Origin of the sequence: Paenirhodobacter huangdaonensis (assembly GCF_004022465.1) — a bacterium.
GTDB lineage: Bacteria > Pseudomonadota > Alphaproteobacteria > Rhodobacterales > Rhodobacteraceae > Rhodobacter > Rhodobacter huangdaonensis.
In genome coordinates this window covers 19,689-45,817 of sequence record NZ_SAVA01000010.1, presented here as the reverse complement: position 1 = coordinate 45,817, position 26,129 = coordinate 19,689, and the positions used below count along the sequence as shown (strand labels likewise).

Below are 26,129 nucleotides of genomic sequence, written 5' to 3'. Positions count from 1 at the left end.
ACGGCAGCAGGGGGCATCGACAACCGGTTAGGTTCGTGGCTCATCGCCGAAACAAGCCGGTTACAGCCACCACAACGCCCGAGAGGGGGTCCTTGGGGCCTCTGCCATAGCCGGTGGCCGCGCGCCGCCAGCCCTTCAGCCTGCCAAACATGATCGCGATCCGGTTGCGCATGTGGAGCGGTGGCCATGGGGCTTTTTGGTGGGTCGGGTTGCCGCCCCGGCACTCTGACGCGCCCGCCGTTCCGACAGCCCCTGCTTGCGGCACGGAGGCGCCAAGTGTTTCCCCCCGAAGCCTTCGCCAACATCAGGTTCTGATGCCTTTGGCGTGGCGTCTCGAACCGCCTCAACCGACCCACGATGATCCGTCTGAAATCAATCCCGGAACGCCCCGCCCCCTCCGGCAGGCTCCGCCGCGGCCTGAGCTGCGCCTTGAGTGCCGGCACGGGGTCGCCCGACGGCAGATCCCGATGGCCTCGCTCCGGCTGGTCCCTCCTCCGCCACGCCGGGCGAGCCGCCGCAAAACGAAAAACCCCGCCCTTTCGGGCGGGGTTCCGGGGGGAGCCGAAGCCCCTGCCCTGATCGCGGATTACTCGCGGCTCTTGAGCGCAGCGCCCAGGATGTCGCCGAGCGAGGCGCCCGAGTCGGACGAGCCGTACTGTTCCACGGCTTCCTTCTCTTCGGCGATCTCGCGCGCCTTGATCGACACGCCGAGCTTGCGGGTCTTGCTGTCGACGTTGACGACGCGCACGTCGACCTTGTCGCCAACCTGGAACCGCTCGGGGCGCTGATCGGCACGGTCGCGGGCGAGGTCCGAACGACGGATGAAGGACTTCATGCCGTTGTATTCGACCTCGATGCCGCCGTCTTCGATCGCGGTCACGGCAACGGTGATCACCGAGCCGCGCTTCACGCCGTCAACCGCATCCGAGAAGGTGTCGGCGTCGAGCGCCTTGATCGAGAGCGAGATCCGCTCTTTCTCGATGTCCACCTCGGTGACCGCGGCCTTGACCACGTCGCCCTTGCGGTAGTCCTGGATCGCTTCCTCGCCGCGCTTGTCCCACGACAGGTCGGAGAGGTGCACCATGCCGTCGATGTCGTTGTCGAGACCGATGAACAGACCGAATTCGGTGATGTTCTTCACTTCGCCCTCGATCACCGAGCCGACCGGATGGGTCTCGGCGAAGACTTCCCACGGGTTGCGCATGCACTGCTTGAGGCCGAGCGACACGCGACGCTTCGCGGTGTCGATCTCCAGCACCATGACGTCCACTTCCTGCGAGGTCGAGACGATCTTGCCGGGGTGCACGTTCTTCTTGGTCCAGGACATTTCCGAGACGTGAACGAGGCCCTCGACACCGGCTTCCAGCTCGACGAACGCGCCGTAGTCGGTGATGTTGGTGACGCGGCCCTTGTGCACCGAACCGATCGGGAACTTGGCTTCGACCGAATCCCACGGATCGTTCTGCAGCTGCTTCATGCCGAGCGAGATGCGGTGGGTTTCCTTGTTGATCTTGACGACCTGGACCTTGACGGTCTCGCCGATCGACAGGATCTCCGACGGGTGGTTCACGCGGCGCCACGCCATGTCGGTGACATGGAGCAGACCGTCGACACCGCCGAGGTCAACGAAGGCACCGTATTCGGTGATGTTCTTGACCACGCCGTCGACCACCTGGCCTTCGGTGAGGTTCGAGATGACTTCGGCGCGCTGTTCGGCACGGCTCTCTTCGAGGATCGCACGACGCGAGACAACGATGTTGCCACGACGACGGTCCATCTTGAGGATCTGGAACGGCTGCTTGAGACCCATGAGCGGGCCGGCGTCGCGCACCGGGCGCACATCGACCTGCGAGCCGGGCAGGAAGGCCACGGCGCCGCCGAGATCGACGGTGAAGCCACCCTTGACGCGGCCAAAGATGGCGCCTTCGACGCGCTCTTCGCTGGCATAGGCCTTCTCGAGACGGTCCCAGGCCTCTTCGCGGCGGGCTTTCTCGCGCGAGATCACGGCCTCGCCACGGGCGTTTTCAACGCGGTCGAGGTACACTTCCACTTCGTCGCCGACGGCGATCGTGGGGGCCTCACCCGGGTTGGCGAATTCCTTCAGGTCGACGCGGCCTTCCATCTTGTAGCCGACGTCGATGATGGCCTGGCCCGCCTCGATGGCGATGACCTTGCCCTTGACGACCGAACCCTCCTGGGGGGTATCGATCTCGAGGCTTTCGTTCAGAAGGGCCTCGAATTCTTCCATAGTCGCTTTAGCGCACATGCGTTTCAGTTTCCTTTGCGTGTGTTTCACTGGCCTGACGGTTGGCTCCGCCGGTCTTTTGTGGATACGCCGAGGCGGGTGCAGACAGCCGTCTGCCCCCCTCGGTCGGGGGCGATATAGGCGCAATTCGCCTGTGGAGCAAGGAGTTTCGGCGCGGCCTCAGCCCGCATCGTCGCAGAAATGACTGCGCAGATCGTAGCGCGGCGTGGTGAAGGGGCCGGGCTCGCGCGGGTCCGGCAGCCCGTGCGGGTGCTTCCGTGCCCAGGAGCCCGACAGGGTTTCCGGATCGAGCGCGCGGCGCTGGCACAGGCCGATGTCGCGCAAAACCGGGCCTGCGCCGCGCAGGTCGATCAGATGGCCGCTCTTGCGCGCCGCGCCCTCGGTGTGGAAAACGAGCGGCCCGGGCAGCGCGATCACCTCGGTCGCGGCGCCGAAAAGCCCGTCCTCGCCCTGCCAGTCCTGCCCGCGCGCGAATGTCAGCGCCCAGCGACCGGGCGGCACCAGCACGCGGAAGAACGCGCCGCCGCGGACATAGGCCGCAAGCACCGCCTGCCCGGTCGCGGGGTCGGAAAGCTGCAGATAAAGGTCCGTTCCCGGATCGCTTTTCACCTGCAGCGGCAGGGTCAGCGGCAGGCCGGAGTGGTTCCACAGCAACCCTTCGGGGCGCTCGAGCGCCACCGCGGGCAGCGCCAGAACGGCAAGAAGGATTGCAAGGGACAGGTGGCGCATCATCGCCGCATCATGCGCCTGCCCCGCCCGGTTGTGAAGTCAGCCGCGCAGGGCCTCGATATGCGCGATCGCGGCCGCCACCGCCTCGTCGATCGACATCTCGGAGGTGTCGAGCACCATGGCATCCGCCGCGGGCTTCAGCGGCGCATCGGCGCGGTTCATGTCGCGCGCGTCGCGCTCCTTCACCTCGGCCAGCACCCGCGCCTCGTCGCCGCCCACCTCGAGCCAGCGCCGGTGCGCGCGCACCTCGGGCGAGGCGGTGACGAACAGCTTCACCTCGGCCCCGGGGCAGATCACCGTGCCGATGTCGCGCCCGTCGAGCACCGCGCCGCCCTCGCGCCGGGCAAAGGCGCGCTGGAAGTCGAGAAGCGCCTGCCGCACCTCGGGGATCACCGCGATGCGCGAGGCCGCCTGCCCCGCCTCGAGCGTGCGCAGATCGTCACGCGCAAGGTCCCCGGCCGTCAGCCCGCGCGCCGCCGCGACCGGGTCGCCGCCCTTCACGCCGACGGCACGATAGAGCGCCCCGGTGTCGAGATGGGCAAAGCCGAAGCGCGCGGCCACGGCACGCGAGATCGTGCCCTTGCCGGCCGCCGCCGGCCCGTCGATCGCCACGGTAAATCTCATGCGTTTCCCCTCTGTCCCGGCCCCGCGGTCGCTTTTCGAGTATTTGACCCAAGAAAACGCCGGGGCGCAAAGATCCCGGGCTTTTCCTTGCCCAAATACTCCCGCCGGAGGCGTCCTTGCTCTCAGCCTTCCCGAACGATCCCGGCGCCAAGCCCGCGCATCAGCGGCTCGAACACCGGGAAGGAGGTGGCGATCGGCGAGCCGTCGTCGACCGAAATCGGCGCGCGCGCGGCAAGGCCGAGCACCAGGAAGCTCATCGCGATGCGGTGGTCGATATGGGTGGCGACCGTCGCGCCGCCCGGCACGCCATCGGGGCCGAGGCCATGCACGATCAGCGTGTCGTCGTCTTCCTCGACGGTGACGCCGCAGGCCTCGAGCCCGCGCGCCATCGCGTCGATGCGGTCGCTTTCCTTCACCCGCAGCTCGTGCACGCCGCGCATCACCGTGGTGCCGCGCGCGCAGGCCGCAACCGCCGCCAGCACCGGGTATTCGTCGATCTGGCTTGCGGCGCGCGCGGCCGGCACCTCGATTCCAGTGAGCTCGGAAAAGCGCACGCGCAGGTCGGCGACGGGCTCGCCGCCCTCCTCGCGTTCGTTCTCGAAGCTGATGTCGGCGCCCATCTCGCGCAGGGTCAGGAACAGGCCATTGCGGGTCGGGTTCTGGCTGACGCCCGGGACAAGGATGTCCGAGCCCGGCACGATCAGCGCCGCGCAGACCGGGAAGGCGGCCGACGACGGGTCGCGCGGCACCGCAACGGTCTGGCCGCGCAGCTCGGGCTGGCCGGTCAGGGTGATGCGGTTGCCCTCGGGGGTTGCCTCGACGCTGACCTCGGCGCCGAAGCCGCGCAGCATCCGCTCGGTATGGTCGCGGGTCGCGGTCTTCTCGATCACCACGGTCTGGCCGGGCGCGTTGAGGCCGGCGAGCAGCACCGCCGATTTCACCTGCGCCGAGGCCATCGGCGTCGCATAGGTCACCGGCACCGGCTCGGCCGCGCCGACCACGGTCATCGGCAGCCGGCCACCGGCGCGGCCATAGGCACGCGCGCCGAAGAGCGCCAGCGGATCGGTCACCCGCCCCATCGGCCGCTTGCGGAGCGAGGCGTCGCCGGTGAAGGTCGCGGTGATCGGCGAGGTCGCCATCGCGCCCATGATGAGCCGCACCCCGGTGCCGGAATTGCCGCAGTCGATCACCTCGGCGGGCTCGGCGAAACCGCCCACCCCCACGCCCTCGACCGTCCACGCCCCCGCGCCCTCGCGCGTCACGCCGGCGCCGAAGGCCGCCATCGCCTTCGCCGTGTCGAGCACGTCCTGCCCCTCGAGCAGGCCGGTGATCTTGGTGGTGCCGACCGAGAGCGCGCCAAGGATCAGCGCGCGATGCGAGATCGACTTGTCGCCGGGCACCTCGGCCACGCCGGAAAGCGCGGCGCTCTTGCGCGCGGTCATGCGGATCGGATCGCCGTGGCCGGACATGGAAACCTCCCTGAAAGATCGGCCCCTGTTAGCGCAGCGCGCGCGCCCGCGAAAGCCCCCGGCCTGCGCGCGGTGCAAATTGCCGCGTGCTCAGAGCCGGCGGAAGGTGGCGTAATCGGGGGTGCGGCCCTCGCGCAGCGCCTTCTGCTCGTAGCGGGTCGAGATCCAGTCGCTCCAGGGCGTGCCGGAATGGGCGACAAGCTCGAAGCCCGCCTTCGGCACCTCGCGCAGGGCCTGGGCCATGTAGCTCGGGATGTCGGTCGCGACGCGGAACTCGGCGCCCGGCGCCATCACCCGGGCGAGCGGCATGAGATGATCGGCCGTCACGAAGCGCCGGCGGTGGTGGCGCCGTTTCGGCCAGGGGTCGGGGTAGTTCAGGAAGGCTCTGGCGATGCTGCCCTCGGGCAGCACGTCCATCAGGTCGCGCGCGTCGCCCGGATGCACGGCGAGGTTCGTCACCTCGGCGGCGCGGATCTTGCCCAGAAGCATCGCCACGCCGTTGATGAAGGGCTCGGCGCCGATGATGTTCACCTGCGGATAGGTTGCCGCCATATGCACCAGATGCTCGCCGCCGCCGAAACCGACCTCGAGCCAGATCGGCGCATCGTTGCCGAAGATGGTGGCCGGGTCGATCACCTCGCGCGCCGGGTTCTCGGCCCGGGTGATGCCGCGCGGGCGCAGGCTGTCGAGATCCTCGCTGAGATAGGTCTTTTGCGAGGCGCGCATCGTCTTGCCGCGGATGCGGCCGTAGAAGTTGCGCCATTCGGGCCGGCTGGTGTCGCCGTCCGCTGCCTCGGGATGTTCGCTCTCGTCGCTCATGGCCGGCCTCTAGGGCGGCGGCGCGGGCCGGTCAAGCCCCGCGGGCCCCGGCGCAGGGCAAATCTTGACCGGAGCGCGGAACGGGGTTAGAACTTAATGTGAACTCACCGCGAACAAAACCGGGATGCACCGCCGATGCTGACGCGCAAGCAAATGGAATTGCTGGATTTCATCCAGAAGCGGGTGGCACGCGACGGCGTGCCGCCCTCCTTCGACGAAATGAAGGACGCGCTCGCCCTGCGCTCGAAGTCGGGGATCCACCGGCTGATCACCGCACTCGAGGAGCGCGGCTTCATCCGCCGCCTTGCGCACCGGGCCCGCGCGATCGAGATCGTGAAACTGCCCGAGGCGATGGAGACGGCAAAGCCCGGCTTCACGCCGCGGGTGATCGAGGGCGAGAAGGTGGCGCCGCCGCGCGCCGCGCTGCCGGTCGAGGCGGTGCATGCGCTGGAACTTCCGGTGATGGGGCGGATCGCCGCCGGCGTGCCGATCGAGGCGATCGCCGAGGTCTCGCACCACATCGCGGTGCCGGGCTCGATGCTTTCGGGGCGGGGCGAGCATTACGCGCTCGAGGTGCGGGGCGATTCGATGATCGGCATTGGCATCAATGACGGCGACATCGTGGTGATCCGCGAGCAGGGCACGGCCGACAACGGCGATATCGTGGTGGCGCTGGTCGACGGGCACGAGGCGACGCTGAAGCGCTATCTGCGCCGCGGCGGGATGATCGCGCTCGAGGCGGCGAACCCCGAGTATGAAACCCGGATGCTGCGCGAGGATCAGGTCAAGGTGCAGGGCCGGCTTGTCGGGCTGATCCGCAGCTACTGACGACGCGGGCGCCCGGTCCAGCGCCGCGCGCCCTGCCCCGGCCCGATCTGCCGGCCATCGGCGGCAAAGGCCACGCCGCCCGCGCGCAGCCGGTCCCGGTCCCAGATCTCGCAGCCTACGGGCGCCGGATCGGGTGCGGGAGCCGCCAGAATGACAAGGGCGTCGTCGTGGCAGACGGCGCTCAGCGCCGCAAGCGCGCCGGTGCCGCTCAGATGCACCACGGCGCGGCCGTTCCACAGGGCCGCCCGCGCCCCGCGCGGGCCGGAAAATCCCGGGCGGGCGGCGGCGGTCTCGGGCGCGGCAGCGTCACCATCGGCCTCGAGCCAGCTTTCGGCAACGAAGGCCGCGCCGGGCTTCGACAGCGCCCGGCCGGTCGCCGTGCTCAGCCCGACGAGCGCCCCCTCGGGCGCGATCAGCAGCGCGGGACGGCTCGCCGTGGCCCACAGCCCCGCCGCCACGACCATCGCCGCAAGCCCCGCAACCCGCGGCACCCCGCGCGCAAGAACCGCCACCAGCGCACCAAGCGCCAGCAGCGGCAGCACCGCGGCGGGCGGCGCCGGCACGGCAATCACCGCACCATCGAGCGCCGCGACCCGCCCGGCCACGACAATCATCCAGCGCGTGCCCTGCTCCATCACCCACAGCGCCGGCGCGGCCAGGCCAAGGGGGGCGAGCAGCGCCGCGATCACGCCCGCCGGCATCACCAGCGTGCCCATCACCGGCACCGCGAGCAGGTTCGCCAACAGCCCGTATTCCGCGACGCGGCCGAAATGTGCGGCCGCGATCGGCGCGGTGGCGGAGCCCGCAACAAGCGAGGTCAGCACCAGCATCGCCACCGGGCGCACAAGCCACGGCAGGCGCGGCGCGATCCGCGCCCAGGGGCCGAAGGCCAGCACCAGCGCCACCGTCGCGGCAAAAGACATCTGGAAGCCCGGCTCGGTCAGGCTCTCGGGCTCCAGCACCAGCAGCACCAGCGCCGCAAGCGCCACCGTGCGCAGCGAGATCGCGCGCCGGTCGAGCAGCACCGCAAGCAGCATCACCGCCGTCATCAGCCAGGCGCGGGTCGTCGCCACCTCGGCGCCTGCGAGCCAGAGATAGAAGGTCGAGGCCGCGAGCGCCACCGCCGCCGCGATCTTCTTCACCGGCCAGATCAGCGCGAAGGGGCCGATGGCGGCGAGGCCATAGCGCAGCGCAGCGAAGACGAAGCCCGCCAGCATCCCCATGTGCAGCCCCGAGATCGAGATGATGTGATAGAGGTTCGCCGCCCGCATCACTGCATTCGTCGCCTCGGAAATGCCCGACCGGTCGCCGGTCATCAATGCCGCGGCGACGGCCCCCGCCTGCCCCGGCATCCGCGCCTGCATCGCCGCCGACAGCCGCAGCCGCAGCCGGTGACCGGCCAGCGCCCGGTCGCCCGGATCGGGGGGCGCCACGCGCAGCACCGGGCCGCGGGCGAAACCGACCGCCCCCAGCCCCTCGAACCACGCCGTGCGGCGAAAATCCCAGGCGCCGGGCTCGGCCGGCGACGCGGGCGGCTGCAGGTTCGCGGTCAGCATCACCCGTTCGCCCGGTTCGGGCAGCGCGGAGGTCTCGGGGCGCAGCGTCACCCGCAGCTTCGCCGGACTGCGCGCGGCGTCCATGTCCGCCAGCTGCACCGCATCGAGCGTCAGTCGGATCCGGTCGCGCGACGAGCGGTCGACGGCCAGCACCCGCCCCTCGACCGGGCCGTCGTAGCGAAAGGGCAGCACGGGGGCCGCGACCGCCCCGGCCCGCGCCTCGGCCAGCAGCCCCCCCAGTGCCATCAACGCAAGAACGGCGGCGGGAAAGCGCAGCGGTTCCGCCCCCCGCGCCCAGATCAGCACCGCTGCGAAAGCCAGTCCGGCAAGCGCCGCAAGCAGCGCCGCAGGCGGATCGACGGGTGCCGCGAACCAGGCACCGATGCCCGTGCCAAGTGCCACCGGCGCCCAGAGCGGCAGGTCGAGCCGCGCCCGCACCAGCGCCGCCGCCGGATCGTCGAGCCCCGCGCCGAGCGCCCGCACCAGCCCCGCCCGCAGCACCGCCGCGGACAGGCGCGCCGGTGCGCGCCCGGTCGTGATCGCGCTCCCCGGCTCGGACACCTTGTTTCTCTGCCCCTCCGCGCTTAGACAGACGCCGAAGGTCAGCCTATCGGCTGCATGGTTTACAGATCGTTAACAACGCCCCTCCCGGCGCCCGCCGGACCGGGCGAGAAAGGCCCCCGATGTCGCAAAAGATCGTCACCCGCTTCGCCCCCTCGCCGACCGGCTATCTGCATATCGGCGGGGCCCGCACGGCGCTGTTCAACTGGCTCTTCGCGCGCGGCCACGGCGGCACCTTCCTGCTGCGCATCGAGGACACCGACCGCGCCCGCTCGACCCCCGAGGCGACGGCGGCGATCCTGAAGGGGCTCGACTGGCTCGGCCTCGATTATGACGGCGAGGTGGTCAGCCAGTTCGAGCGCGTGCCGCGGCATGCCGAGGTGGCGCGCGAGATGCTCGCCCGCGGCGCGGCCTACAAGTGCTTCTCGACGCAGGAAGAGATCGAGGCGTTCCGGGAAAAGGCGAAGGCCGAGGGCAGCTCGCAGCTGTTCTGCTCGCCCTGGCGCGACGCCGACCCCGCGACCTATCCGGATGCCCCCTATGTGATCCGGCTGAAGGCGCCGCGCGAGGGCGCGACGGTGGTGCATGACAAGGTGCAGGGCGATGTCACGGTGCGCAACGACCAGCTCGACGACATGGTCTGCCTGCGCTCGGACGGCACGCCGACCTATATGCTGGCGGTGGTGGTCGATGACCACGACATGGGCGTGACCCATGTGATCCGCGGCGACGACCACCTGGTGAACGCGGCGCGGCAGATGCAGATCTATCATGCCATGGGCTGGGAGGTGCCGGTCTATGCCCATATCCCGCTGATCCACGGCCCGGACGGCAAGAAGCTGTCGAAGCGGCACGGCGCGGTCGGGCTCGAGCAATATCAGGCCATGGGCTATCCGGCGGCGGGGATGCGCAACTATCTGGCGCGACTCGGCTGGAGCCACGGCGATGATGAATTCTTCACCGACGAGCAGGCGAAAAGCTGGTTCGAGCTGGAAGGAATCGGCCGCTCGCCGGCGCGTCTCGACTTCAAGAAGCTCGAGAACATCTGCGGCCGGCACATGGCTGTGGCCGATGATGACGCGCTGATGCCGCAGGTCGCGGGCTATCTGGAGGCGGCAGAGCTGCCGGCGCTGACGGAAACCCAGGCAAAGGGGCTGCGCGCGGCAATGCCCTACATCAAGTCGAGCGCGAAGACCTTCCCGCAACTCATTGAAAAGGCACATTTCGCCCTGGTGCAGCGGCCGGTCGACGTGGACGAGAAGGCGGCAAAACAGCTCGATCCGGTATCCCGTGGTATACTGAAAGAATTGACGCCGCGCCTGCAAAATGCTAGCTGGACGCGCGAAGATCTGGAGGCCATCGTGAAGCAGGTTGCGGAGGAGAAAGACCTCGGACTCGGCAAGCTGGCCTCTCCCCTGCGTGCCGCACTCGCGGGACGGTCTGTGACCCCCGGTGTGTTCGATATGATGTATGTCCTCGGCCGGGAGGAGACCTTGGCCAGGGTGAACGATCAGGCGGCCTGAGGGCGGGCCGCCTCTCCGGTGAAACCGGACCCAACAGACCGGCGCGCCCAGCCGGACGACAGGAAAGGGAAGCTCATGGCTGACACGAAACGAACTGCCACACTGACGCTCGACGGCAAAACCTACGAGCTGCCGGTTCTCTCGCCCACCGTGGGTCCGGATGTGATCGACATCCGCAAGCTCTATGGCCAGGCCGATGTCTTCACCTACGACCCCGGTTTCACCTCGACCGCCGCCTGCGAGTCGGCGATCACCTATATCGACGGCGACAAGGGCGAGCTTCTCTATCGCGGCTACCCGATCGACCAGCTGGCCGAGAAATCGCACTACCTCGAAGTCTGCTACCTGCTGCTGAACGGCGAACTGCCGAGCCGCCAGCAGATGGAGGACTTCGAGTACCGGATCACCCGGCACACCATGCTGCACGAGCAGATCCAGTATTTCTTCCGCGGTTTCCGTCGTGACGCCCACCCGATGGCGACCATGGTCGGCGTCGTCGGCGCGCTCTCGTCCTTCTACCACGACAGCCTCGACATCAATGACCCGTGGCAGCGCGAAGTGGCCTCGATGCGGCTGATCGCGAAGCTGCCGACGATCGCCGCCTGGGCCTACAAGTACTCGATCGGCCAGCCCTTCGTCTATCCGCGCAACGAGCTGAGCTACGCCGAGAACTTCCTGCACATGTGCTTCTCGGTCCCGGCCGAGCCCTATCACGTCGAGCCGGCGCTGGCGAAGGCGATGGACCGCATCTTCACCCTGCATGCGGACCACGAGCAGAACGCTTCGACCTCGACCGTGCGTCTGGCCGGCTCCTCGGGCGCGAACCCGTTTGCCTGCATCGCCGCCGGCATCGCCTGCCTCTGGGGCCCGGCGCATGGCGGCGCCAACCAGGCCTGCCTCGAGATGCTGCGCCAGATCGGCACCGTGGATCGGATCCCGGAATTCATCGCCCGCGCCAAGGACAAGAACGATCCGTTCCGCCTGATGGGCTTCGGCCACCGCGTGTACAAGAACTTCGACCCGCGCGCGAAGGTGATGAAGGAATCGGCCGACGAGGTGCTCGAACTGCTCGGCATCCACAACAACCCGACGCTGCAGGTCGCCAAGGAGCTCGAGCGCATCGCGCTGCATGACGAGTATTTCGTTTCGAAGAAGCTCTACCCGAACGTCGACTTCTACTCGGGCATCATCCTCGAGGCGATGGGCTTCCCGACCTCGATGTTCACGCCGATCTTCGCGCTGTCGCGCACCGTCGGCTGGATCTCGCAGTGGAAGGAAATGATCGGCGACCCCACCGGCAAGATCGGCCGCCCGCGGCAGCTCTACACCGGCGCGACCTTCCGCGACTACGTCGACGTCGACGCGCGCTGAGGCCAGCCAGAGCCACTCGAGGGCCGGGGATTTCCCCGGCCCTTCGCATATCCGCCCGAAAGCCCGCTCCGCGATGACCGACCGCCCGCTGCGCTACCGCCCGCATCATTTCCTGTGCTCCCTCGGTTTCGAGGGCAAAGGCTATTCCGACGCCTTCACCGCCAACATGACGGCGATCGTCATCGGCCGGCTGCGCACCGAGGCAGGGTCCGGGGTGGAGATCGAGGTGACGGCCGGGGCTGACGACATCTGCGCCCCCTGCCCGGCGCGGCGCGGCGACGGCTGCGACAGCGCGGCGACGATCGACCGGCTTGATGCCGCGCATGCCCGCGCGCTCGGCCTGAGGCCCGGCGACCGGCTGAGCTGGGGCGAGGCGCTCGAGCGGATGCGGGCGCTGCCCGCCGAGACGCTGAGCGAGATCTGCGCGCCATGTCAGTGGCTGCGCTACGGCATGTGCCGCGCCGCCCTCGCCCGGCTGCAATCGGGCAGCTGAGACCGCAACAGGATGCCGCAGGGGCGCCCGCGCGAAACGCTTGCGCGCCGCCCCGCCCTCTGGCAAGGAGCCGCCATGAGCACCGAGACCACCGAAAAGAACATCGCCCTCGTCACCGGCGCCTCGCGCGGGCTTGGCGCGGCGCTTGCCGAAACCCTTGCCGCCCGGGGCTGGCACGTGATGGCCGTCGCCCGCACCGTGGGCGGGCTCGAAGAGCTCGATGACCGGATTCAGGCGGCGGGCGGCTCCGCCTCGCTCGCGCCGCTCGACGTCACCGACCCGGCACAGATGGAGCATCTGGCGAATGCGATCGCAGGCCGCTGGGGCCGGATCGGGCTTTGGGCGCACACCGCGATCCACGCCGCGCCGCTTGCGCCCGCGGGCCATATCGACGCCAAGGATTTCGCGAAATCCGTCGCCACGAACGTCACCGCGACGGCGACGCTGATCCCGCTGATCGAGCCGCTCCTGCGCGCGGGCGCGGGCACGGCACTTTTCTTCGACGATCCGCGCGGCGGACAGAAGTTCTTCGGCGCCTATGGCGCGACCAAGGCCGCGCAGATCGCGCTTGCCCGCAGCTGGCAGGCGGAAAACGTCAAGATCGGCCCGCGCGTGGTGATCGCCGAACCGCGGCCGATGCCGACGGCGACGCGCGCGCGGTTCTTCCCGTCGGAAGACCGTGCCCCCCTTGCCGATATCCGCGACGAGGCGAAACGCCTCCTCGCCGAGCTTTAAGACCGGCGGGCGAAGGGGGCGCTGCCCCCTCGCGGCGTCGCCGCTCACCCCCGAGGTATTTCGGCCAAGAAGAAAGCAGGGGCCGGGATCGGCTGCCGGGGCTGCGCAAGCGGCCCCTTTTGCTTTCATCTTGGCACAAATACCTCGGGGGGAGCGCAGCGGGGGGCAGAGCCCCCCTCGCCGCCCGTGCCGCAGCGCTGCCCTGTGACCACACATCTCCCGGAAATCCCGACGCATGCGCCCCGTCGCTTGTCGCGCCGGGCCTTGCGGGCTAAGCAGGGGCAACACGAGCCGGACGGGGACTTCATGCGCATTCTGATCACCAATGACGACGGCATCCACGCGCCGGGGCTCGAGGTCCTGCTCGACCTTGCGACCGAACTTGCAGGCCCCGAGGGCGAGGTCTGGACCGTCGCCCCGGCCTTCGAGCAGTCGGGCGTCGGCCATTGCATCAGCTACACCCGGCCGATGATGATCGCGAAACACGGCCCGCGCCGCTATGCCGCCGAGGGCAGCCCGGCCGATTGCGTGCTTGCGGGGCTTTACGATGTCTTCGAGGGCGGCAAGCCCGATCTGGTGCTCTCGGGCGTCAACAGCGGCAACAACTCGGCCGAGAATGCGCTTTATTCCGGCACGCTCGGCGGCGCGATGGAGGCGGCGCTGCAGGGCGTGCCGGCAATCGCGCTGAGCCAGTTCCTCGGGCCGCAGTGCCTTGGTCCCGGCATGGATCCGTTCGAGGCCGCCCGCGTGCACGGGCCCGCGCTGCTGCGCCAGCTGTGGCAGAAGGGGATCTGGGACGACGGCCCCTATCGCGTCTTCTACAGCATCAACTTCCCGCCGATGCCAGCCGCCGCGGTGAAGGGCTGGAAGGTGGCGCCGCAGGGCTATCGCACCGACAGCTTCTTCTCGGTCGAGCCGCATCATTCGCCGACCGGGCGGCGGTTCCTCTGGGTCAAGGGCGGCCCGCAGCACACCGCGACCGCGCCCGGCACCGATGCGGCGGTCAACCTCGAGGGCTGGATCTCGGTCACGCCGATGCGCTGCGATCTGACCGCGCATGACGTGCTGGCCGAGCTGGAGGACCGCCTCGCATGACCGACACGCCCGAGGAGGACGGCATCGAACCGATCGCCGAGCGCAAGATGCGCTTCCTCTTCGCGCTGCGCTCCAAGGGCGTGACGGATGCACGGGTGCTGTCGGCGATGGAACGGGTCGACCGCGGCCCTTTCGTGCGCGGCCTCTTCGCCGAGCGCGCCTATGAGGACATGCCGCTGCCCATTGCCTGCGGCCAGACGATCTCGCAGCCCTCGGTGGTCGGGCTGATGACCCAGGCGCTTGGCGTCGGGCCGCGTGATACCGTGCTCGAGATCGGCACCGGTTCGGGCTATCAGGCGGCGGTGCTGAGCACGCTTGCGCGCCGCGTCTACACCGTCGACCGCTACCGCCGGCTGGTGCGCGAGGCCTCCGAGATCTTCGCGGCGCTGGCGATCCCGAACATCGTCGCGATCGCCGGCGACGGCACCCGCGGCCTGCCCGACCAGGCGCCCTTCGACCGCATCCTCGTGACCGCCGCGGCCGAGGACCCGCCAGGCCCCCTGTTGTCCCAGCTGAAGATCGGCGGTATCATGGTGCTTCCGGTCGGCCAGTCGGACACGGTTCAAAGCCTGATCCGCGTGCGCCGCCTCGAGACCGGTTTCGATTACGAGGAATTGCGCCCCGTGCGTTTCGTGCCGCTTGTCGAGGGCATGGCAAGCGACTGAGGACCAAGGCCCCGGCGACAGGGGCCACCAAGATGACGAGGACCGAGCCGATGACCGCCCCCCTGCGCCAGACCCTTTCCCTGCCGCGCCGTGCGGCGCCGCGCCTGCTGCTGGCAGGCTGCGCGCTGGCGGCGCTTGCCGCCTGCTCCGACATGGACGCCGACCTGCGCGGCTTCGGCAAACTGGGCTTCGACACGAGCACGGCCGCACGCAGCGCCACCGCCGCCCGCCCCGAGCCCGACAGCCGCGGCGTGATCTCCTATCCGAACTTCCAGGTCGCCGTGGCGCGCCGCGGCGATACCGTCGCCACCGTCGCGACCCGCGTCGGCGTGAATGCGGAGGAGCTCGCCCGCCACAACGCGATCTCGTCGAACACGCCGCTGAACCGGGGCGAAGTGCTGGCGCTGCCGCGCCGCGTGGCCGAACCGGTCGCCACCGCGGCGACCACCGCCGCAGCCCCCGCCGCCACGGCCACCGGCGCCGGTGCCGAGCGCATCGACATCACCTCGCTCGCCTCCTCGGCGATCGACCGCGCCGCGGCAAACGGCAGCACCGCCGCGGCCACCGCGAAACCCGCACCGGCAAGCGCCGCCCCGACCCCGGCAAAACCCGCGACCGGAATGCAGCCCGCCTCGGCCGAGCCGGTGCGCCACAAGGTCGCCCGCGGCGAGACCGCCTATTCGATCGCGCGCTATTACAATGTCTCGGCCAAGGCGCTCGCCGAATGGAACGGCCTGCCGGCGGATCTGAGCGTGCGCGAGGGGCAGTACCTGCTGATCCCGGTCGCCGCCACCGGCACGCAGACCGCAGGCGCGGCGGCGGTGACGCCGCCCGGCGCCGCCTCGCCCACGCCCGAGCCGCCCTCGGCCTCGAAGCCGCTGCCCGCCGAGAGCCCGGTCAAGGCCTCGACCCCGGTCGACACCTCGGGCGTGCCGAACCTCGGCGCCACCCGCACCGCGGCCTCGGCGACCTCGCAGCTTGAGATGCCGGTGGCGGGCTCGATCATCCGCCCCTATGTGAAGGGCAAGAACGACGGCGTCGACATCAAGGCCACTGCCGGCACGCCGATCAGGGCCGCCGAGGCCGGCACCGTCGCGGCCATCACCAAGGACACCGAACAGGTGCCGATCCTGGTGCTGCGCCATGCGAACGGGCTGCTGACGGTCTATGCCAATATCGACGGCATCGCGGTGAAGAAGGGCGACACGGTGAAGCGCGGCCAGGCGATCGCGAAGCTCCGCGCGGGCGAACCGGCCTTCGTGCATTTCGAGGTCCGCAAGGGCTACGATTCCGTCGACCCGATGCCCTATCTGCAATGACGCAAGCCGGGGGCGCTGCCCCCGCTTTTGCCTGACGGCAAAATTCACCCCCGGGATATTTGGCGCGATTGGAAGACCGGCGCCCGGCTGCTTCCAATTGCCGCAAATATCCCGGGGGGAGTCCGCAGGACGGGGGGCAGCGCCCCCCCTTGTGCCCTCTCCGCCTCAGACGGACGGAAAGACGAAGCAGCGGTCGCGGCGGATCATCAGCCACATCGGCGTGCCGGGCTTCGGCAGGAACACATTCGGCACCGTGGCGCGCAGCACCGAGCCGTCGAACTCCATGCGGAACTCGACAAGGCTCTCGCGGCCCATGAAGCGGGCGCGCTCGACCACGCCGCGGGCGGGGGTGCCGTCCTGCGCGGTGGGATTGGGGCCGCGGCCGGCGCGGTCGAAGTCGATCTTCAGGTGCTGCGGCCGGATCACGATGTCGACGGCGGTGCCATCGGCCAGCCCCGGGGTCAGGAAATCGCCGAACGGCGTCGGCGTCAGCGCCCCCTGCACGCGCCCGCTGAGCACGTTGATATCCGAGAAGAAGGCGGCCGCCTTGCGGTCGACCGGTGCGTTGTAAAGATTGTAGGGCGCGCCGCGCTGCACGATCCGGCCTTCGCGCATCAGCAAGATCTCGTCGGCCATCCGCATCGCCTCGTGCGGCTCATGCGTGACCAGCAGCACCGCCGTGCCCTCTTCCTTCAGAAGCGCAAGGGTCTCGTCGCGGATGTCGTCGCGCAGCCGCTCGTCGAGGCCCGAGAAGGGTTCGTCCATCAGCAGGATCCGCGGCCGCGGCGCGAGCGCCCGGGCCAGCGCCACGCGCTGCTGCTCGCCGCCCGAGAGCGCATGCGGCATGCTGTCGATGTGACGCGCCAGATGCACGCGCCCGAGCAGTTCGCTGACCCGCGCGCGTTTCTCGGCCCTCGAGCCCGCAAGGCCGAAGGCCACGTTCTCGGCCACGCTCAGATGCGGGAAAAGCGCGAAGTCCTGGAACATCAGCCCGATCGCGCGGCGCTCGGGCGGCACCCGGAAGACGGTGTCGCACACCAGCGCGCCGTCGACGAGGATCCGGCCGCGGTCCTGCATGTCGACGCCGGCGATGATCCGCAGCGTCGTCGACTTGCCGCAGCCCGAGGGGCCGAGCAGGCAGGTCACCTGCCCCGCCGGGATCGAGAAGCTGACGTCGTCGAGCACCTGACGCCCGCCGAAGCTGCGCATCAGGCCCTCGACCTGCAGCCGGGGCGGAACGGGGGTCTGGGTCATTGCGTCTCCCGAGTGAAAAACTCGGGATTTGCCCTAGCATCCCCGCCCCGCCCGTGCAAGCTCACAGCGTCAGGTTCGCCGCGCCGCCATCGGCCAGGATGTTCTGCCCGACGATGAAGCCCGCATGCACCGAGCACAGGAAGGCGCAGGTGGCGCCGAACTCGGCCGGGGTGCCGAAGCGGCCTGCCGGGATCGCCGCCGCGCGCCGCGCCGCCGCCGCCTCGAGGGTGATCCCCTGCTCGGCCGCGGCGCGGCTGTCGAGCGCGATCATCCGGTCAGTGGCATGAATGCCGGGCAGCAGGTTGTTGATCGTGACGCCGGCATGGGCAACCTGGCGCGAGGTGCCGGCGACGAATCCGGTCAGCCCCGCCCGCGCCGAATTCGACAGCCCGAGCTGCGCGATCGGTGCGCGCACCGCGGCCGAGGTGATGTTGACGACCCGGCCCCAGCCGCGCTCCATCATCCCGGGCAGGCAGGCCTGCATCATCGCGATCGGGCTGAGCATGTTGGCGTCGATCGCGCGCAGGAAATCCTCGCGCGACCACTCGCTCCAGAGCCCGGGCGGCGGACCGCCGGCATTGTTCACCAGAATGTCGACCGCGCCCGCGGCCGCCAGCACCGCGCTCCGGCCCTCGGCCGTGGTGATGTCGGCCGCGACCGGCACCACGGTCACGCCATAGCGCGCCTCGAGCGCATTCGCCGTCGCCGTCAGCGCCTCGGCGCCGCGGGCGTTCAGCACGATCTCCACCCCGGCCGCCGCGAGCGCCTCGGCGCAGCCGCGCCCGAGCCCCTTCGAGCCTGCGCAGACGATCGCGCGCTTGCCCCTGATCCCCAGATCCATTGTCCCCTCCGTCTTCCGTTCGTGGTCGGCGCAGGAAACACCGGAGACGGGGGGAAAGGCAATGCGCCACGCGCCCTTGACGCAAGCCATTGCAGTTGCTTTACCGTCGCACAGGTCTTCTCAGGCCTTGCCGGGGCGCCTGCCCCGGAACAGGGAGCAAACCATGACCGCAGCCCAGGCCCTGCCGCCCCAGACCGTCCACGTCTTCGACGCGGACCTGATCTGGGTGACCTCGGGGGCGAACCAGGGCGACGCGATCGACGTGCCGGCGCACAGCATCGCGGGCGATGTCTATCAGCTCGAGCGCGGCGCCACGCCGCTCAGGCTGCTGCTCGAGGCGGAGAACGGCGCGGGCTGTCAGCGCATCGCCCCGGGCTCCGAGGTCGACCGCCCGGGCGATGCGATCACCATCGTCGCGCGCCATGTGATGATGACGCCCGAGGGCGACACCGTCGACATCTTGCTGCTGCGCAACGAAGCGAGCGGCGCGCTTTATGCCCTGCCGCTGTCGCCGATCGCGGCGCGCACCGATTACACGCTGCTCGAGGCGCATGACGACCCCGGCTCGGCGCGGCTGAGCGACCTCGTCTGCGTCGCCTTCACCACCGGCACGATGATCACCATGGCCGGCGGCGCGCAGCGGCCGATCGAGGCATTGCAGGCCGGCGACCGGGTGCTGACCCGCGATTCCGGGCCGCAGCCGGTGCGCCTTGTCGCCCGCGCCACGCTGCGCGCGCTCGGTTCGCTCGCCCCCGTGGTGATCTCGGCCGGCACGCTTGGCAACGAGGGCGACCTGATCGTCTCGCCACATCACCGGATCTTCCTCTACCGGCGCGGCGAGCGGCGGATCGGCGATACCTCGGAAATCCTCGTGCAGGCCAAGCACCTCGTCGATGGCGAGCATGTCTGGCGGCGCGAGGGCGGCTATGTCGACTATTACGCGCTGGTCTTCGACCGGCACGAGATCATCTATGCCGAGGGCATCCCGGTCGAGAGCCTGATGGTGAGCGAGGCGACGCTCGGCCTGCTGCCCGAGGAGCTGACCGCCGAGATCCGCGCCCGCCTGCCCGACCTGAAGCACAAGCCGCATTTCGGCACCGAGGCCGGGCGCGAGACGGTCGAACGTGTCGGCCGCGCGAAGATCTTCAAGCCGCGTGACAGGGACTGAGGCCGCAGGGGGCGCTGCCCCCTCTTTTGCCTGACGGCAAAATTCACCCCCGGGATATTTGACGCAATTGGAAGATGGGCGCAGGCTCTCGCTTCCAATTGCCTGAAATATCCCGGGGGTGAGGCCCGAAGGGCCGAGGGGGCAGCGCCCCCCGCCCGGCCTCAGTGCGCGCCGCCCTTGCCGGTCAGCCGCACGATCACCGGATCGATGACCTTCGTCACCAGCGGCACCAGAACCATGCCGAAGGCAAGGCCGAAGACCCCGTCGCAGGCGGCGGTGACGAGCCATTCGACGGTGCCGGCAGGGCTTTCGCCCACCCCATGCCCCACCGCGAGCGCAAGGTGATGGATCGCCTCGTAGGGCGCGGCCCAGAGCGTTTCGGCCGCGCCATGCAGCACGATCGAGCCGCCGACCCAGAGCATTGCTGCCGTGCCCACGGCCATCAACCCCGACAGGAACCCCGGCATCACCTGGACAAGGCCGCGGCCGAAGGCGCGGGTCGGCGCGAGCCGCGCGTTGCGGGCGAGCCAGAGCCCGATGTCGTCCATCTTCACGATCAGCGCCACACCGCCATAGACCGCCGCGGTGATGCCGAGCGCGACGACGGCGAGCGCCAGCGCCTCCATCCAGACCGGCTGGCCCGCCGGCAGTGCGGCCAGCGCAATGGTCATGATCTCGGCCGAGAGGATGAAATCGGTCTTCACCGCCCCCGAGACCTTCGCCGCCTCGAGATGGGCCGGGTCGCCGGTCTCCTCCGTCGCGCCATCGGCTGCCGCGGGACGGAAGAGGTGCAGCACCTTCTCCGCGCCCTCGAAGCACAGATAGCCGCCGCCGAGCATCAGCAGTGGCGTGATCGCCCAGGGCGCGAAGGCCGACAGAAGCAGTGCCAGCGGCAGCAGGAAGACGATCTTGTTGCGGATCGAGCCGAGCGCGATCTTGCCGACGATCGGCAGTTCCCGCGCCGCGGCAAAGCCGTGCACATATTTCGGCGTCACCGCGGCATCGTCGATCACCGCACCCGCCGCTTTGGCACCGGCCTTCGCCGCCTGCCCGGCCACGTCATCCACACTTGCCGCCGCGATCTTGGCGATTCCCGCCACGTCGTCGAGAAGCGCCAGAAGCCCGCTCATGGAAAACCCCGTCCATCGTTTGCGGCAAGGTATGAAGCGGGCCGCCGCGATGCAAGGGCGCACGCCCGCCTGTATCCGGGACAATCCGCCCCTTGCGCGGCCCCGTGCGATGGTCCACAAATCCATCCGACTGCAGGATAAGGACGCCCGCCATGCTCGACCAGAACGCCAAACCCACCGAAGAAATCGACGTGCGCGAGGTCTTCGGCCTCGACAGCGACATCAAGGTGAAGGGCTTTGCCGAGCGCACCGAGCGCGTGCCCGACCTCGATCCGACCTACAAGTTCGACCCCGACACCACGATGGCGATCCTCGCGGGCTTTGCCTACAACCGCCGGGTGATGATCCAGGGCTATCACGGCACCGGCAAATCGACCCATATCGAGCAGGTCGCGGCGCGGCTGAACTGGCCTTGCGTGCGCGTCAATCTCGACAGCCACGTCAGCCGCATCGACCTCATTGGCAAGGATGCGATCAAGCTCGTCGACGGCAAGCAGGTCACCGTGTTCCACGAGGGCATCCTGCCCTGGGCGCTGCGCAACCCGACCGCGATCGTCTTCGACGAATACGATGCGGGCCGGGCCGACGTGATGTTCGTGATCCAGCGCGTGCTGGAAACCGACGGCAAGCTGACGCTGCTCGACCAGAACGAGGTGATCACGCCGAACCCATATTTCCGTCTTTTCGCCACGGCGAACACGGTGGGCCTTGGTGACACCACCGGGCTTTACCACGGCACCCAGCAGATCAACCAGGGCCAGATGGACCGCTGGTCGCTGGTCGCCACGCTGAACTATCTCAGCCATGACGCGGAAACCGCGATCGTGCTGTCGAAGGCGCCGCATTACAACACCGAGAAGGGCCGCAAGATCATCGGGCAGATGGTGCATGTGGCGAACCTGACCCGCACCGCCTTCATGAACGGCGATCTCTCGACGGTGATGAGCCCGCGCACGGTGATCGCCTGGGCGCAGAACGCCGAGATCTTCCGCAACGTCGGCTATGCCTTCCGGCTGACCTTCCTCAACAAGTGCGACGAGCTCGAGCGCTCGACCGTGGCCGAGTTCTATCAGCGCCTGTTCGACGAGGAACTGCCGGAATCGGCGGCGGTGATCGCGGCGCGCTGAGCCGCCGCCAGAGCAATGAAAAACGGCGCGCCCAAGGGCGCGCCGTTTCGTTTCGCGAGGGGTGTCTCGGAATACCAGGCTCAGCCGCGGGCAGCCTTGGTGGCCTTCGCCCACCAGGCGATGTCCTCGAGCAGCGCCTTCGCCGAGCCGGCGATATGGCCCTCGATCGAGGCCATCTCGCCGTTCTGGCCCAAGGGCGAGACCGCGAAGAAATCGCCGCCGCCGATATGCACGGCATTGCGCACCGGCACCATCTGCAGCTCGACCGCGATCGCGCGCAGATGCTCGATCGCGCGGGCGGCGCCGACGCCGCCATAGCCCACCGCGCCCATCGGCTTCTTGCCCCATTCGACATAGGCCTGATCGAGTGCGTTCTTCAGCGAGCCGGTCAGCGAGTGGTTGTATTCGGCGGTGACGAAGATGTAGCCGTCGAATTCGGCGATCTTCTTCTGCCAGGCCTGCGCCTCGGGCGAGGCCGAGGGCATCCAGGCGTTCGAGGCCGCCTCGTTGAACAGCGGCAGGTTGAAATCACGCAGGTCGACCAGCTCGAAGCTCAGGTCGGGGCGTTCCTTCGTCGCGAAGTCGAAAAACCAGTTGGCGGGTTTGTCGGCAAAGCGCGTGGCGCGGGTCGAGCCGATGATGATGGCAATCTTCGGGGGGGTCATGTCTGTCTCCGGTGGTCCGACGGGGCACGTCCCGGCCCCGTTTCTGGCATTACTATGAGCGCAGATGCGCCCGGCGCAAAGCCTGAGTTCTGTTCAAAATCGAACCCTTCCGGTGCAGCCGGGAAAGGGCCCCTGCGCCCGGGCGCAGCGGCATGCCAAACCCCTTGCCGAGGGGGCGGCGGGGTGCTTTACCTGAGCCATGAGCAAGCCCATCGACAACCCCGCCGATCCCTTCAAGAAAGCCCTCGCCGAGGCGACCAAGACGCTCGCCGATGCGCCCGAGCTGACGGTGAGCTATTCCGTCGACCCTTCGGGGGTCTCGGGCGATCAGATGCGCCTGCCGCAGGTCAGCCGGCGGATGACGCGCGACGAGATCATGCTGGCGCGTGGCACCGGCGATGCGCTGGCGCTGCGCCGGCGCCACCACGACGACGCGCTTGGCGCGCGCTACCTGCCCACCGGCGACATGGCGCGGGCGCTCTACGAGGCGATGGAGGGGGCACGCTGCGAGGCGCTTGGCGCGCGCGAGATGCCGGGCACGCTGACCAATATCGACGCGAAGATCGCGCATGAGGCCGAGCGCAAGGGCTATGCGCAGATCCGCTCGCGGGCCGAGGCGCCGCTGGCGGTGGCGGCGGGCTATCTGGTGCGCGAGCTGGCGACCGGGCGCAAGCTGCCCGCGGCGGCCGAGCATGTGCTCGACCTGTGGCGACCGTTTTTGGAAGAGGCCGCGGGCGACGCGCTTGCCCAGACCAGTGACCGGCTCGCCGATCAGGCCGCCTTCGCGAAGCTTGCCCGTCAGGTGATCGCCGATCTCGGCTATGCCGACCAGCTTGGCGAGGACCCCGACGAGGAGATGAACGACGAGGCCGACCCCGAGGAAGAGGCCGAGGAGAACGAGAACGGCGAGAGCGAGGATCAGGAGCAGAGCGAGCAGGACGACAGCGAGGCCAGCGCCGAAAGCTCGCAGGAGCAGACGCAGGACCAGCAGCAAAGCGCGGTGAGCAGCGACTCGGTCTCGGAAGACGAACTCGGCGAGGAAATCGACATGCCCGCCGATGCGCCGCCCGAACCGCCGGCGCCGCCCGCAGCCTCGCAGGCCGATCCGAACTATCGCGTCTTCACCACCGCCTTCGACGAGGAGATCCGTGCCGAGGATCTGGCCGAACCGGTCGAGCTCGAACGGCTGCGCGCCTATCTCGACCAGCAGCTCGAGCCGCTGAAGGGTGCCGTCTCGCGGCTTGCGAACAAGCTGCAGCGCCGGCTGCAGGCGCAGCAGAACCGCAGCTGGGAGTTCGACCGCGAGGAGGGCATCCTCGACGCCGGCCGGCTCGCCCGCGTGGTGGCGAACCCGACGATGCCGCTCAGCTTCAAGATCGAGAAGGACACCGAGTTCCGCGACACGGTGGTGACGCTGCTGCTCGACAACTCGGGCTCGATGCGCGGCCGGCCGATCTCGATCGCGGCGATCTGCGCCGATGTGCTCGCCCGCACGCTCGAACGCTGCTCGGTCAAGGTCGAGATCCTCGGCTTCACCACCCGCGCCTGGAAGGGCGGGCAGAGCCGCGAGAAATGGCTGGCCGAGGGCCGCCCGCAACAGCCCGGCCGCCTGAATGATCTGCGCCACATCATCTACAAGTCGGCTGATTCGCCCTGGCGGCGGGTGCGCGCGAACCTTGGCCTGATGATGAAGGAGGGCCTGCTGAAGGAGAACATCGACGGCGAGGCGCTCGAATGGGCACACCGGCGGATGCTGGCCCGCCCCGAGGCACGCAAGATCCTGATGGTGATCTCGGACGGGGCGCCGGTCGATGACTCGACGCTGTCGGTCAACCCGGCGATCTTCCTCGAAAAGCATCTGCGCGACGTGATCGCGATGGTCGAGAAGCGCCGCGCGGTCGAGCTCATCGCGATCGGCATCGGCCATGACGTGACGCGCTATTACCAGCGCGCGGTGACGATCACCGATGTCGAGCAGCTGGCCGGCGCGATGACCGAACAGCTGGCAAGCCTGTTCGACAGCGATCCGCGGGCCCGCGCGCGCGTCTTCGGCATCGCACGGGCGGCACGCTGATGTTTCAGGAATTTTCCGCGAAATCCTCGCCGGCGAACGGGCCCGTGCGTCTGGCCGCGCTGCGGCGCGAGATCGGGCGCGCGGGGCTTGACGGTTTCATCGTGCCGCGCGCCGACGTGTTTCAGGGCGAATATGTTGCCGAAAGCGACGCGCGGCTTGGCTGGCTGACCGGCTTCACCGGCTCGGCGGGCTTCTGCATCGCGCTGGCCGACCGCGCCGGGGTCTTCATCGACGGCCGCTACCGCGTGCAGGTCCGCGCCGAGGTCGATCTGACCGCCTTCACCCCGGTGCCCTGGCCCGAGGTGAAACCCGGCCCCTGGCTGCGCGAGCAGATGCCGCAGGGCGGGCAAGTCGGCTTCGACCCCTGGCTGCACACCCGCCGCGAGATCGAGGAACTGGCGAAGGCGCTCGCCGGATCGGGCATCACGCTGGCCGAGAGCCGCAACCTCGTCAACGCGATCTGGACCGACCGCCCGGCCCCGCCGCGCGCCCCCGCCCGCATCCACCCGGCCGAATTCGCGGGCGAGGACAGTGCCGCGAAGCGCCGCCGCCTTGGTGCGGCGCTTGCCACCGGCGGGGCGCGCACCGCGGTGCTGACGCTGCCCGACTCGATCGCCTGGCTGCTGAACATCCGCGGCGCCGACATCCCGCGCAACCCGGTGGTGCAGGCCTTCGCCCTGCTCGACGCAACCGGGAGCCTTGCGCTGTTCGCCGACCCCGGGAAATTCGACGCGGCGCTTCTCGCCCATCTCGGCGCCGAGGTCCGGCTTGCCCCCTTCGATGCCTTTTCCGAGGCGCTGACCGATCTGTCGGGCCCGGTGCAGGTCGACCCGGCCACCGCGCCGCTCGCTGTGTGGCGGCTGCTCGAGGCGGCCGGCATCCCCGCGGTGGCGGGCGAAGACCCCTGCATTGCCGCGAAGGCGCGCAAGAACCCGGCCGAGGTCGCCGGGATGGAGGCCGCGCATCTGCGCGACGCCGCGGCGCTCGCCGAATTCCTCGCCTGGGTCGATGCCGAGGCGCCGCAGGGCGCGCTGACCGAGATCGACGTGGTGACGCGGCTCGAGGAGTGCCGGCGCGCAACCGGCGTGCTGCGCGACATCAGCTTCGACACGATCTGCGGCGCCGGCCCCAATGGCGCGATCGTGCATTACCGGGTGACCGAGGGCACGAACCGCGCCGTCACCCCGGGCGAACTGCTGCTCGTCGATTCCGGGGCGCAATATCCCGACGGCACCACCGACATCACCCGCACCCTCGCCGTCGGCCCGGTGCCCGAAGAGGCGCGCGGCCCCTTCACCCGCGTGCTGCGCGGGATGATCGCGCTCGCGCGGGCGCGCTGGCCGCGCGGCCTCGCCGGGCGCGACCTCGACGCGCTGGCGCGCGCACCGCTGTGGCAGGCCGGGCTCGATTACGACCACGGCACCGGCCATGGCGTCGGCGCGGCGCTGTGCGTGCATGAGGGCCCGGCGCGGATCTCGCGGATCTCGGACGTGGCGCTGGCCCCGGGCATGATCCTGTCGGACGAGCCCGGCTATTACCGCGAGGGCGCCTTCGGCATCCGCATCGAGAACCTGCTCTTGATCGAGGAGGCGCCGAAGCTCGGCGACGGGCGCGACCAGCTGTGCTTCCGCACCCTCACCTGGGTGCCGATCGACCGCCGGCTGATCGTCGCCGGGATGCTGAGCGATGAAGAGCGCGCCTGGCTCGACGGCTATCACGCCGAGGTGCTGGCCCGCGTCGCGCCGCTTGTCAGCGCGCCCACCCGTGCCTGGCTCGAGGCGGCCTGCGCGCCGCTGTGAAAAAGGGCGGGGAAACCC

The 26,129-nt window shown here is 69.5% G+C and carries 22 protein-coding genes; 12 read left to right on the top strand and 10 right to left on the bottom strand.

The window, feature by feature from the left end; all coding sequences use genetic code 11:
* Window positions 1-586: 586 nt before the first annotated feature.
* The 5 genes from rpsA to trmB form a co-directional block, all read right to left on the bottom strand.
* Window positions 587-2,266 (bottom strand): 30S ribosomal protein S1, encoded by a 1,680-nt coding sequence (gene rpsA / locus EOW66_RS15940; RefSeq protein WP_128157282.1) that lies wholly within the window; start codon window positions 2,264-2,266, stop codon window positions 587-589.
* A 159-nt stretch (window positions 2,267-2,425) separates the two neighbouring features.
* Window positions 2,426-2,995, bottom strand: coding sequence for a hypothetical protein (locus EOW66_RS15935; protein WP_128157281.1), 570 nt, complete (start codon window positions 2,993-2,995; stop codon window positions 2,426-2,428).
* 39 nt (window positions 2,996-3,034) lie between these two features.
* The gene (locus tag EOW66_RS15930) at window positions 3,035-3,619 is read right to left on the bottom strand and encodes a (d)CMP kinase (protein WP_128157280.1); all 585 of its coding nucleotides are present in this window, start codon (window positions 3,617-3,619) and stop codon (window positions 3,035-3,037) included.
* Between the two features lie 122 nt (window positions 3,620-3,741).
* Window positions 3,742-5,088, bottom strand: a complete 1,347-nt coding sequence (gene aroA / locus EOW66_RS15925) for a 3-phosphoshikimate 1-carboxyvinyltransferase (protein WP_128157279.1) — start codon at window positions 5,086-5,088, stop codon at window positions 3,742-3,744.
* Window positions 5,089-5,178: 90 nt separating this feature from the next.
* The gene (gene trmB, locus EOW66_RS15920) at window positions 5,179-5,907 is read right to left on the bottom strand and encodes a tRNA (guanine(46)-N(7))-methyltransferase TrmB (protein ID WP_128157278.1); all 729 of its coding nucleotides are present in this window, start codon (window positions 5,905-5,907) and stop codon (window positions 5,179-5,181) included.
* A 135-nt stretch (window positions 5,908-6,042) separates the two neighbouring features.
* Between trmB and lexA the strand changes: the two genes are divergently transcribed.
* Window positions 6,043-6,735, top strand: coding sequence for a transcriptional repressor LexA (gene lexA / locus EOW66_RS15915; protein ID WP_128157277.1), 693 nt, complete (start codon window positions 6,043-6,045; stop codon window positions 6,733-6,735).
* Here the strand turns inward: lexA and EOW66_RS15910 are convergent.
* The gene (locus EOW66_RS15910; protein WP_239017614.1) at window positions 6,729-8,852 is read right to left on the bottom strand and encodes a ComEC/Rec2 family competence protein; all 2,124 of its coding nucleotides are present in this window, start codon (window positions 8,850-8,852) and stop codon (window positions 6,729-6,731) included. The two genes, lexA and EOW66_RS15910, sit on opposite strands and share 7 nt — an antisense overlap.
* A 122-nt stretch (window positions 8,853-8,974) precedes the next feature.
* Between EOW66_RS15910 and gltX the strand changes: the two genes are divergently transcribed.
* The 7 genes from gltX (at window position 8,975) to EOW66_RS15875 (ending at window position 16,053) form a co-directional block, all read left to right on the top strand.
* Window positions 8,975-10,375, top strand: coding sequence for a glutamate--tRNA ligase (gltX, locus tag EOW66_RS15905; RefSeq protein ID WP_128157276.1), 1,401 nt, complete (start codon window positions 8,975-8,977; stop codon window positions 10,373-10,375).
* A 75-nt stretch (window positions 10,376-10,450) separates the two neighbouring features.
* Window positions 10,451-11,746, top strand: a complete 1,296-nt coding sequence (gltA, locus tag EOW66_RS15900; RefSeq protein ID WP_128157275.1) for a citrate synthase — start codon at window positions 10,451-10,453, stop codon at window positions 11,744-11,746.
* Between the two features lie 73 nt (window positions 11,747-11,819).
* Complete coding sequence (locus EOW66_RS15895) at window positions 11,820-12,239, top strand: DUF1284 domain-containing protein (protein ID WP_128157274.1); 420 nt, start codon at window positions 11,820-11,822, stop codon at window positions 12,237-12,239.
* 75 nt (window positions 12,240-12,314) lie between these two features.
* Window positions 12,315-12,974 (top strand): SDR family NAD(P)-dependent oxidoreductase, encoded by a 660-nt coding sequence (locus EOW66_RS15890; RefSeq protein WP_128157273.1) that lies wholly within the window; start codon window positions 12,315-12,317, stop codon window positions 12,972-12,974.
* 306 nt (window positions 12,975-13,280) lie between these two features.
* A complete protein-coding gene (gene surE, locus EOW66_RS15885; RefSeq protein ID WP_128157272.1) occupies window positions 13,281-14,069 on the top strand; it encodes a 5'/3'-nucleotidase SurE in 789 nt (262 codons plus the stop codon).
* Complete coding sequence (locus EOW66_RS15880; protein WP_113898856.1) at window positions 14,066-14,734, top strand: protein-L-isoaspartate(D-aspartate) O-methyltransferase; 669 nt, start codon at window positions 14,066-14,068, stop codon at window positions 14,732-14,734. Before surE ends, EOW66_RS15880 begins: the two co-directional genes overlap by 4 nt.
* A 32-nt stretch (window positions 14,735-14,766) precedes the next feature.
* Window positions 14,767-16,053, top strand: a complete 1,287-nt coding sequence (locus EOW66_RS15875; protein ID WP_380710366.1) for a peptidoglycan DD-metalloendopeptidase family protein — start codon at window positions 14,767-14,769, stop codon at window positions 16,051-16,053.
* 165 nt (window positions 16,054-16,218) lie between these two features.
* Here the strand turns inward: EOW66_RS15875 and EOW66_RS15870 are convergent, their stop codons facing one another.
* Window positions 16,219-17,307 carry an ABC transporter ATP-binding protein gene (locus EOW66_RS15870; protein WP_128157271.1) on the bottom strand — a complete coding sequence of 363 codons (1,089 nt, stop codon included), beginning with the start codon at window positions 17,305-17,307 and terminating at the stop codon, window positions 16,219-16,221.
* Window positions 17,308-17,368: 61 nt separating this feature from the next.
* Window positions 17,369-18,148: an SDR family oxidoreductase gene (locus EOW66_RS15865; protein WP_128157270.1), complete on the bottom strand. Its 780-nt coding sequence runs from the start codon at window positions 18,146-18,148 to the stop codon at window positions 17,369-17,371.
* Window positions 18,149-18,311: 163 nt separating this feature from the next.
* Between EOW66_RS15865 and EOW66_RS15860 the strand changes: the two genes are divergently transcribed.
* Window positions 18,312-19,316 carry a Hint domain-containing protein gene (locus tag EOW66_RS15860; RefSeq protein WP_128157269.1) on the top strand — a complete coding sequence of 335 codons (1,005 nt, stop codon included), beginning with the start codon at window positions 18,312-18,314 and terminating at the stop codon, window positions 19,314-19,316.
* A gap of 161 nt (window positions 19,317-19,477) precedes the next feature.
* On the opposite strand, the gene EOW66_RS15855 is transcribed toward EOW66_RS15860, so the two are convergent.
* Complete coding sequence (locus tag EOW66_RS15855; protein ID WP_128157268.1) at window positions 19,478-20,446, bottom strand: DUF808 domain-containing protein; 969 nt, start codon at window positions 20,444-20,446, stop codon at window positions 19,478-19,480.
* Window positions 20,447-20,598: 152 nt separating this feature from the next.
* Between EOW66_RS15855 and cobS the strand changes: the two genes are divergently transcribed.
* A complete protein-coding gene (cobS, locus tag EOW66_RS15850) occupies window positions 20,599-21,573 on the top strand; it encodes a cobaltochelatase subunit CobS (protein WP_113898862.1) in 975 nt (324 codons plus the stop codon).
* 80 nt (window positions 21,574-21,653) lie between these two features.
* Here the strand turns inward: cobS and EOW66_RS15845 are convergent, their stop codons facing one another.
* Entirely contained in the window at window positions 21,654-22,238 is a 585-nt protein-coding gene (locus EOW66_RS15845) for an NADPH-dependent FMN reductase (RefSeq protein WP_128157267.1), read from the bottom strand.
* A 199-nt stretch (window positions 22,239-22,437) separates the two neighbouring features.
* Here EOW66_RS15845 and cobT point away from each other — a divergent pair, with 199 nt between their 5' ends.
* Together cobT and EOW66_RS15835 are read left to right on the top strand one after the other, a co-directional pair.
* Window positions 22,438-24,312 carry a cobaltochelatase subunit CobT gene (gene cobT, locus EOW66_RS15840; protein WP_128157266.1) on the top strand — a complete coding sequence of 625 codons (1,875 nt, stop codon included), beginning with the start codon at window positions 22,438-22,440 and terminating at the stop codon, window positions 24,310-24,312.
* Entirely contained in the window at window positions 24,312-26,111 is a 1,800-nt protein-coding gene (locus EOW66_RS15835; RefSeq protein WP_128157265.1) for an aminopeptidase P family protein, read from the top strand. The genes cobT and EOW66_RS15835 overlap by 1 nt, the downstream gene beginning before the upstream one ends.
* Window positions 26,112-26,129 lie beyond the last annotated feature (18 nt).

Coding starts and splice junctions, on each gene's coding strand:
- EOW66_RS15895 (WP_128157274.1), top strand. CDS start 11,820: ATGACCGACCGCCCGCTGCGCTACCGCCCGCATCATTTCCTGTGCTCC.
- cobS (WP_113898862.1), top strand. CDS start 20,599: ATGCTCGACCAGAACGCCAAACCCACCGAAGAAATCGACGTGCGCGAG.
- EOW66_RS15835 (WP_128157265.1), top strand. CDS start 24,312: ATGTTTCAGGAATTTTCCGCGAAATCCTCGCCGGCGAACGGGCCCGTG.
- EOW66_RS15935 (WP_128157281.1), bottom strand. CDS start 2,995: ATGCGCCACCTGTCCCTTGCAATCCTTCTTGCCGTTCTGGCGCTGCCC.
- cobT (WP_128157266.1), top strand. CDS start 22,438: ATGAGCAAGCCCATCGACAACCCCGCCGATCCCTTCAAGAAAGCCCTC.
- EOW66_RS15880 (WP_113898856.1), top strand. CDS start 14,066: ATGACCGACACGCCCGAGGAGGACGGCATCGAACCGATCGCCGAGCGC.
- aroA (WP_128157279.1), bottom strand. CDS start 5,088: ATGTCCGGCCACGGCGATCCGATCCGCATGACCGCGCGCAAGAGCGCC.
- surE (WP_128157272.1), top strand. CDS start 13,281: ATGCGCATTCTGATCACCAATGACGACGGCATCCACGCGCCGGGGCTC.
- gltX (WP_128157276.1), top strand. CDS start 8,975: ATGTCGCAAAAGATCGTCACCCGCTTCGCCCCCTCGCCGACCGGCTAT.
- EOW66_RS15865 (WP_128157270.1), bottom strand. CDS start 18,148: ATGGATCTGGGGATCAGGGGCAAGCGCGCGATCGTCTGCGCAGGCTCG.
- EOW66_RS15860 (WP_128157269.1), top strand. CDS start 18,312: ATGACCGCAGCCCAGGCCCTGCCGCCCCAGACCGTCCACGTCTTCGAC.
- EOW66_RS15855 (WP_128157268.1), bottom strand. CDS start 20,446: ATGAGCGGGCTTCTGGCGCTTCTCGACGACGTGGCGGGAATCGCCAAG.
- trmB (WP_128157278.1), bottom strand. CDS start 5,907: ATGAGCGACGAGAGCGAACATCCCGAGGCAGCGGACGGCGACACCAGC.
- EOW66_RS15875 (WP_380710366.1), top strand. CDS start 14,767: ATGACGAGGACCGAGCCGATGACCGCCCCCCTGCGCCAGACCCTTTCC.
- EOW66_RS15930 (WP_128157280.1), bottom strand. CDS start 3,619: ATGAGATTTACCGTGGCGATCGACGGGCCGGCGGCGGCCGGCAAGGGC.
- gltA (WP_128157275.1), top strand. CDS start 10,451: ATGGCTGACACGAAACGAACTGCCACACTGACGCTCGACGGCAAAACC.
- lexA (WP_128157277.1), top strand. CDS start 6,043: ATGCTGACGCGCAAGCAAATGGAATTGCTGGATTTCATCCAGAAGCGG.
- rpsA (WP_128157282.1), bottom strand. CDS start 2,266: ATGTGCGCTAAAGCGACTATGGAAGAATTCGAGGCCCTTCTGAACGAA.
- EOW66_RS15890 (WP_128157273.1), top strand. CDS start 12,315: ATGAGCACCGAGACCACCGAAAAGAACATCGCCCTCGTCACCGGCGCC.
- EOW66_RS15845 (WP_128157267.1), bottom strand. CDS start 22,238: ATGACCCCCCCGAAGATTGCCATCATCATCGGCTCGACCCGCGCCACG.
- EOW66_RS15870 (WP_128157271.1), bottom strand. CDS start 17,307: ATGACCCAGACCCCCGTTCCGCCCCGGCTGCAGGTCGAGGGCCTGATG.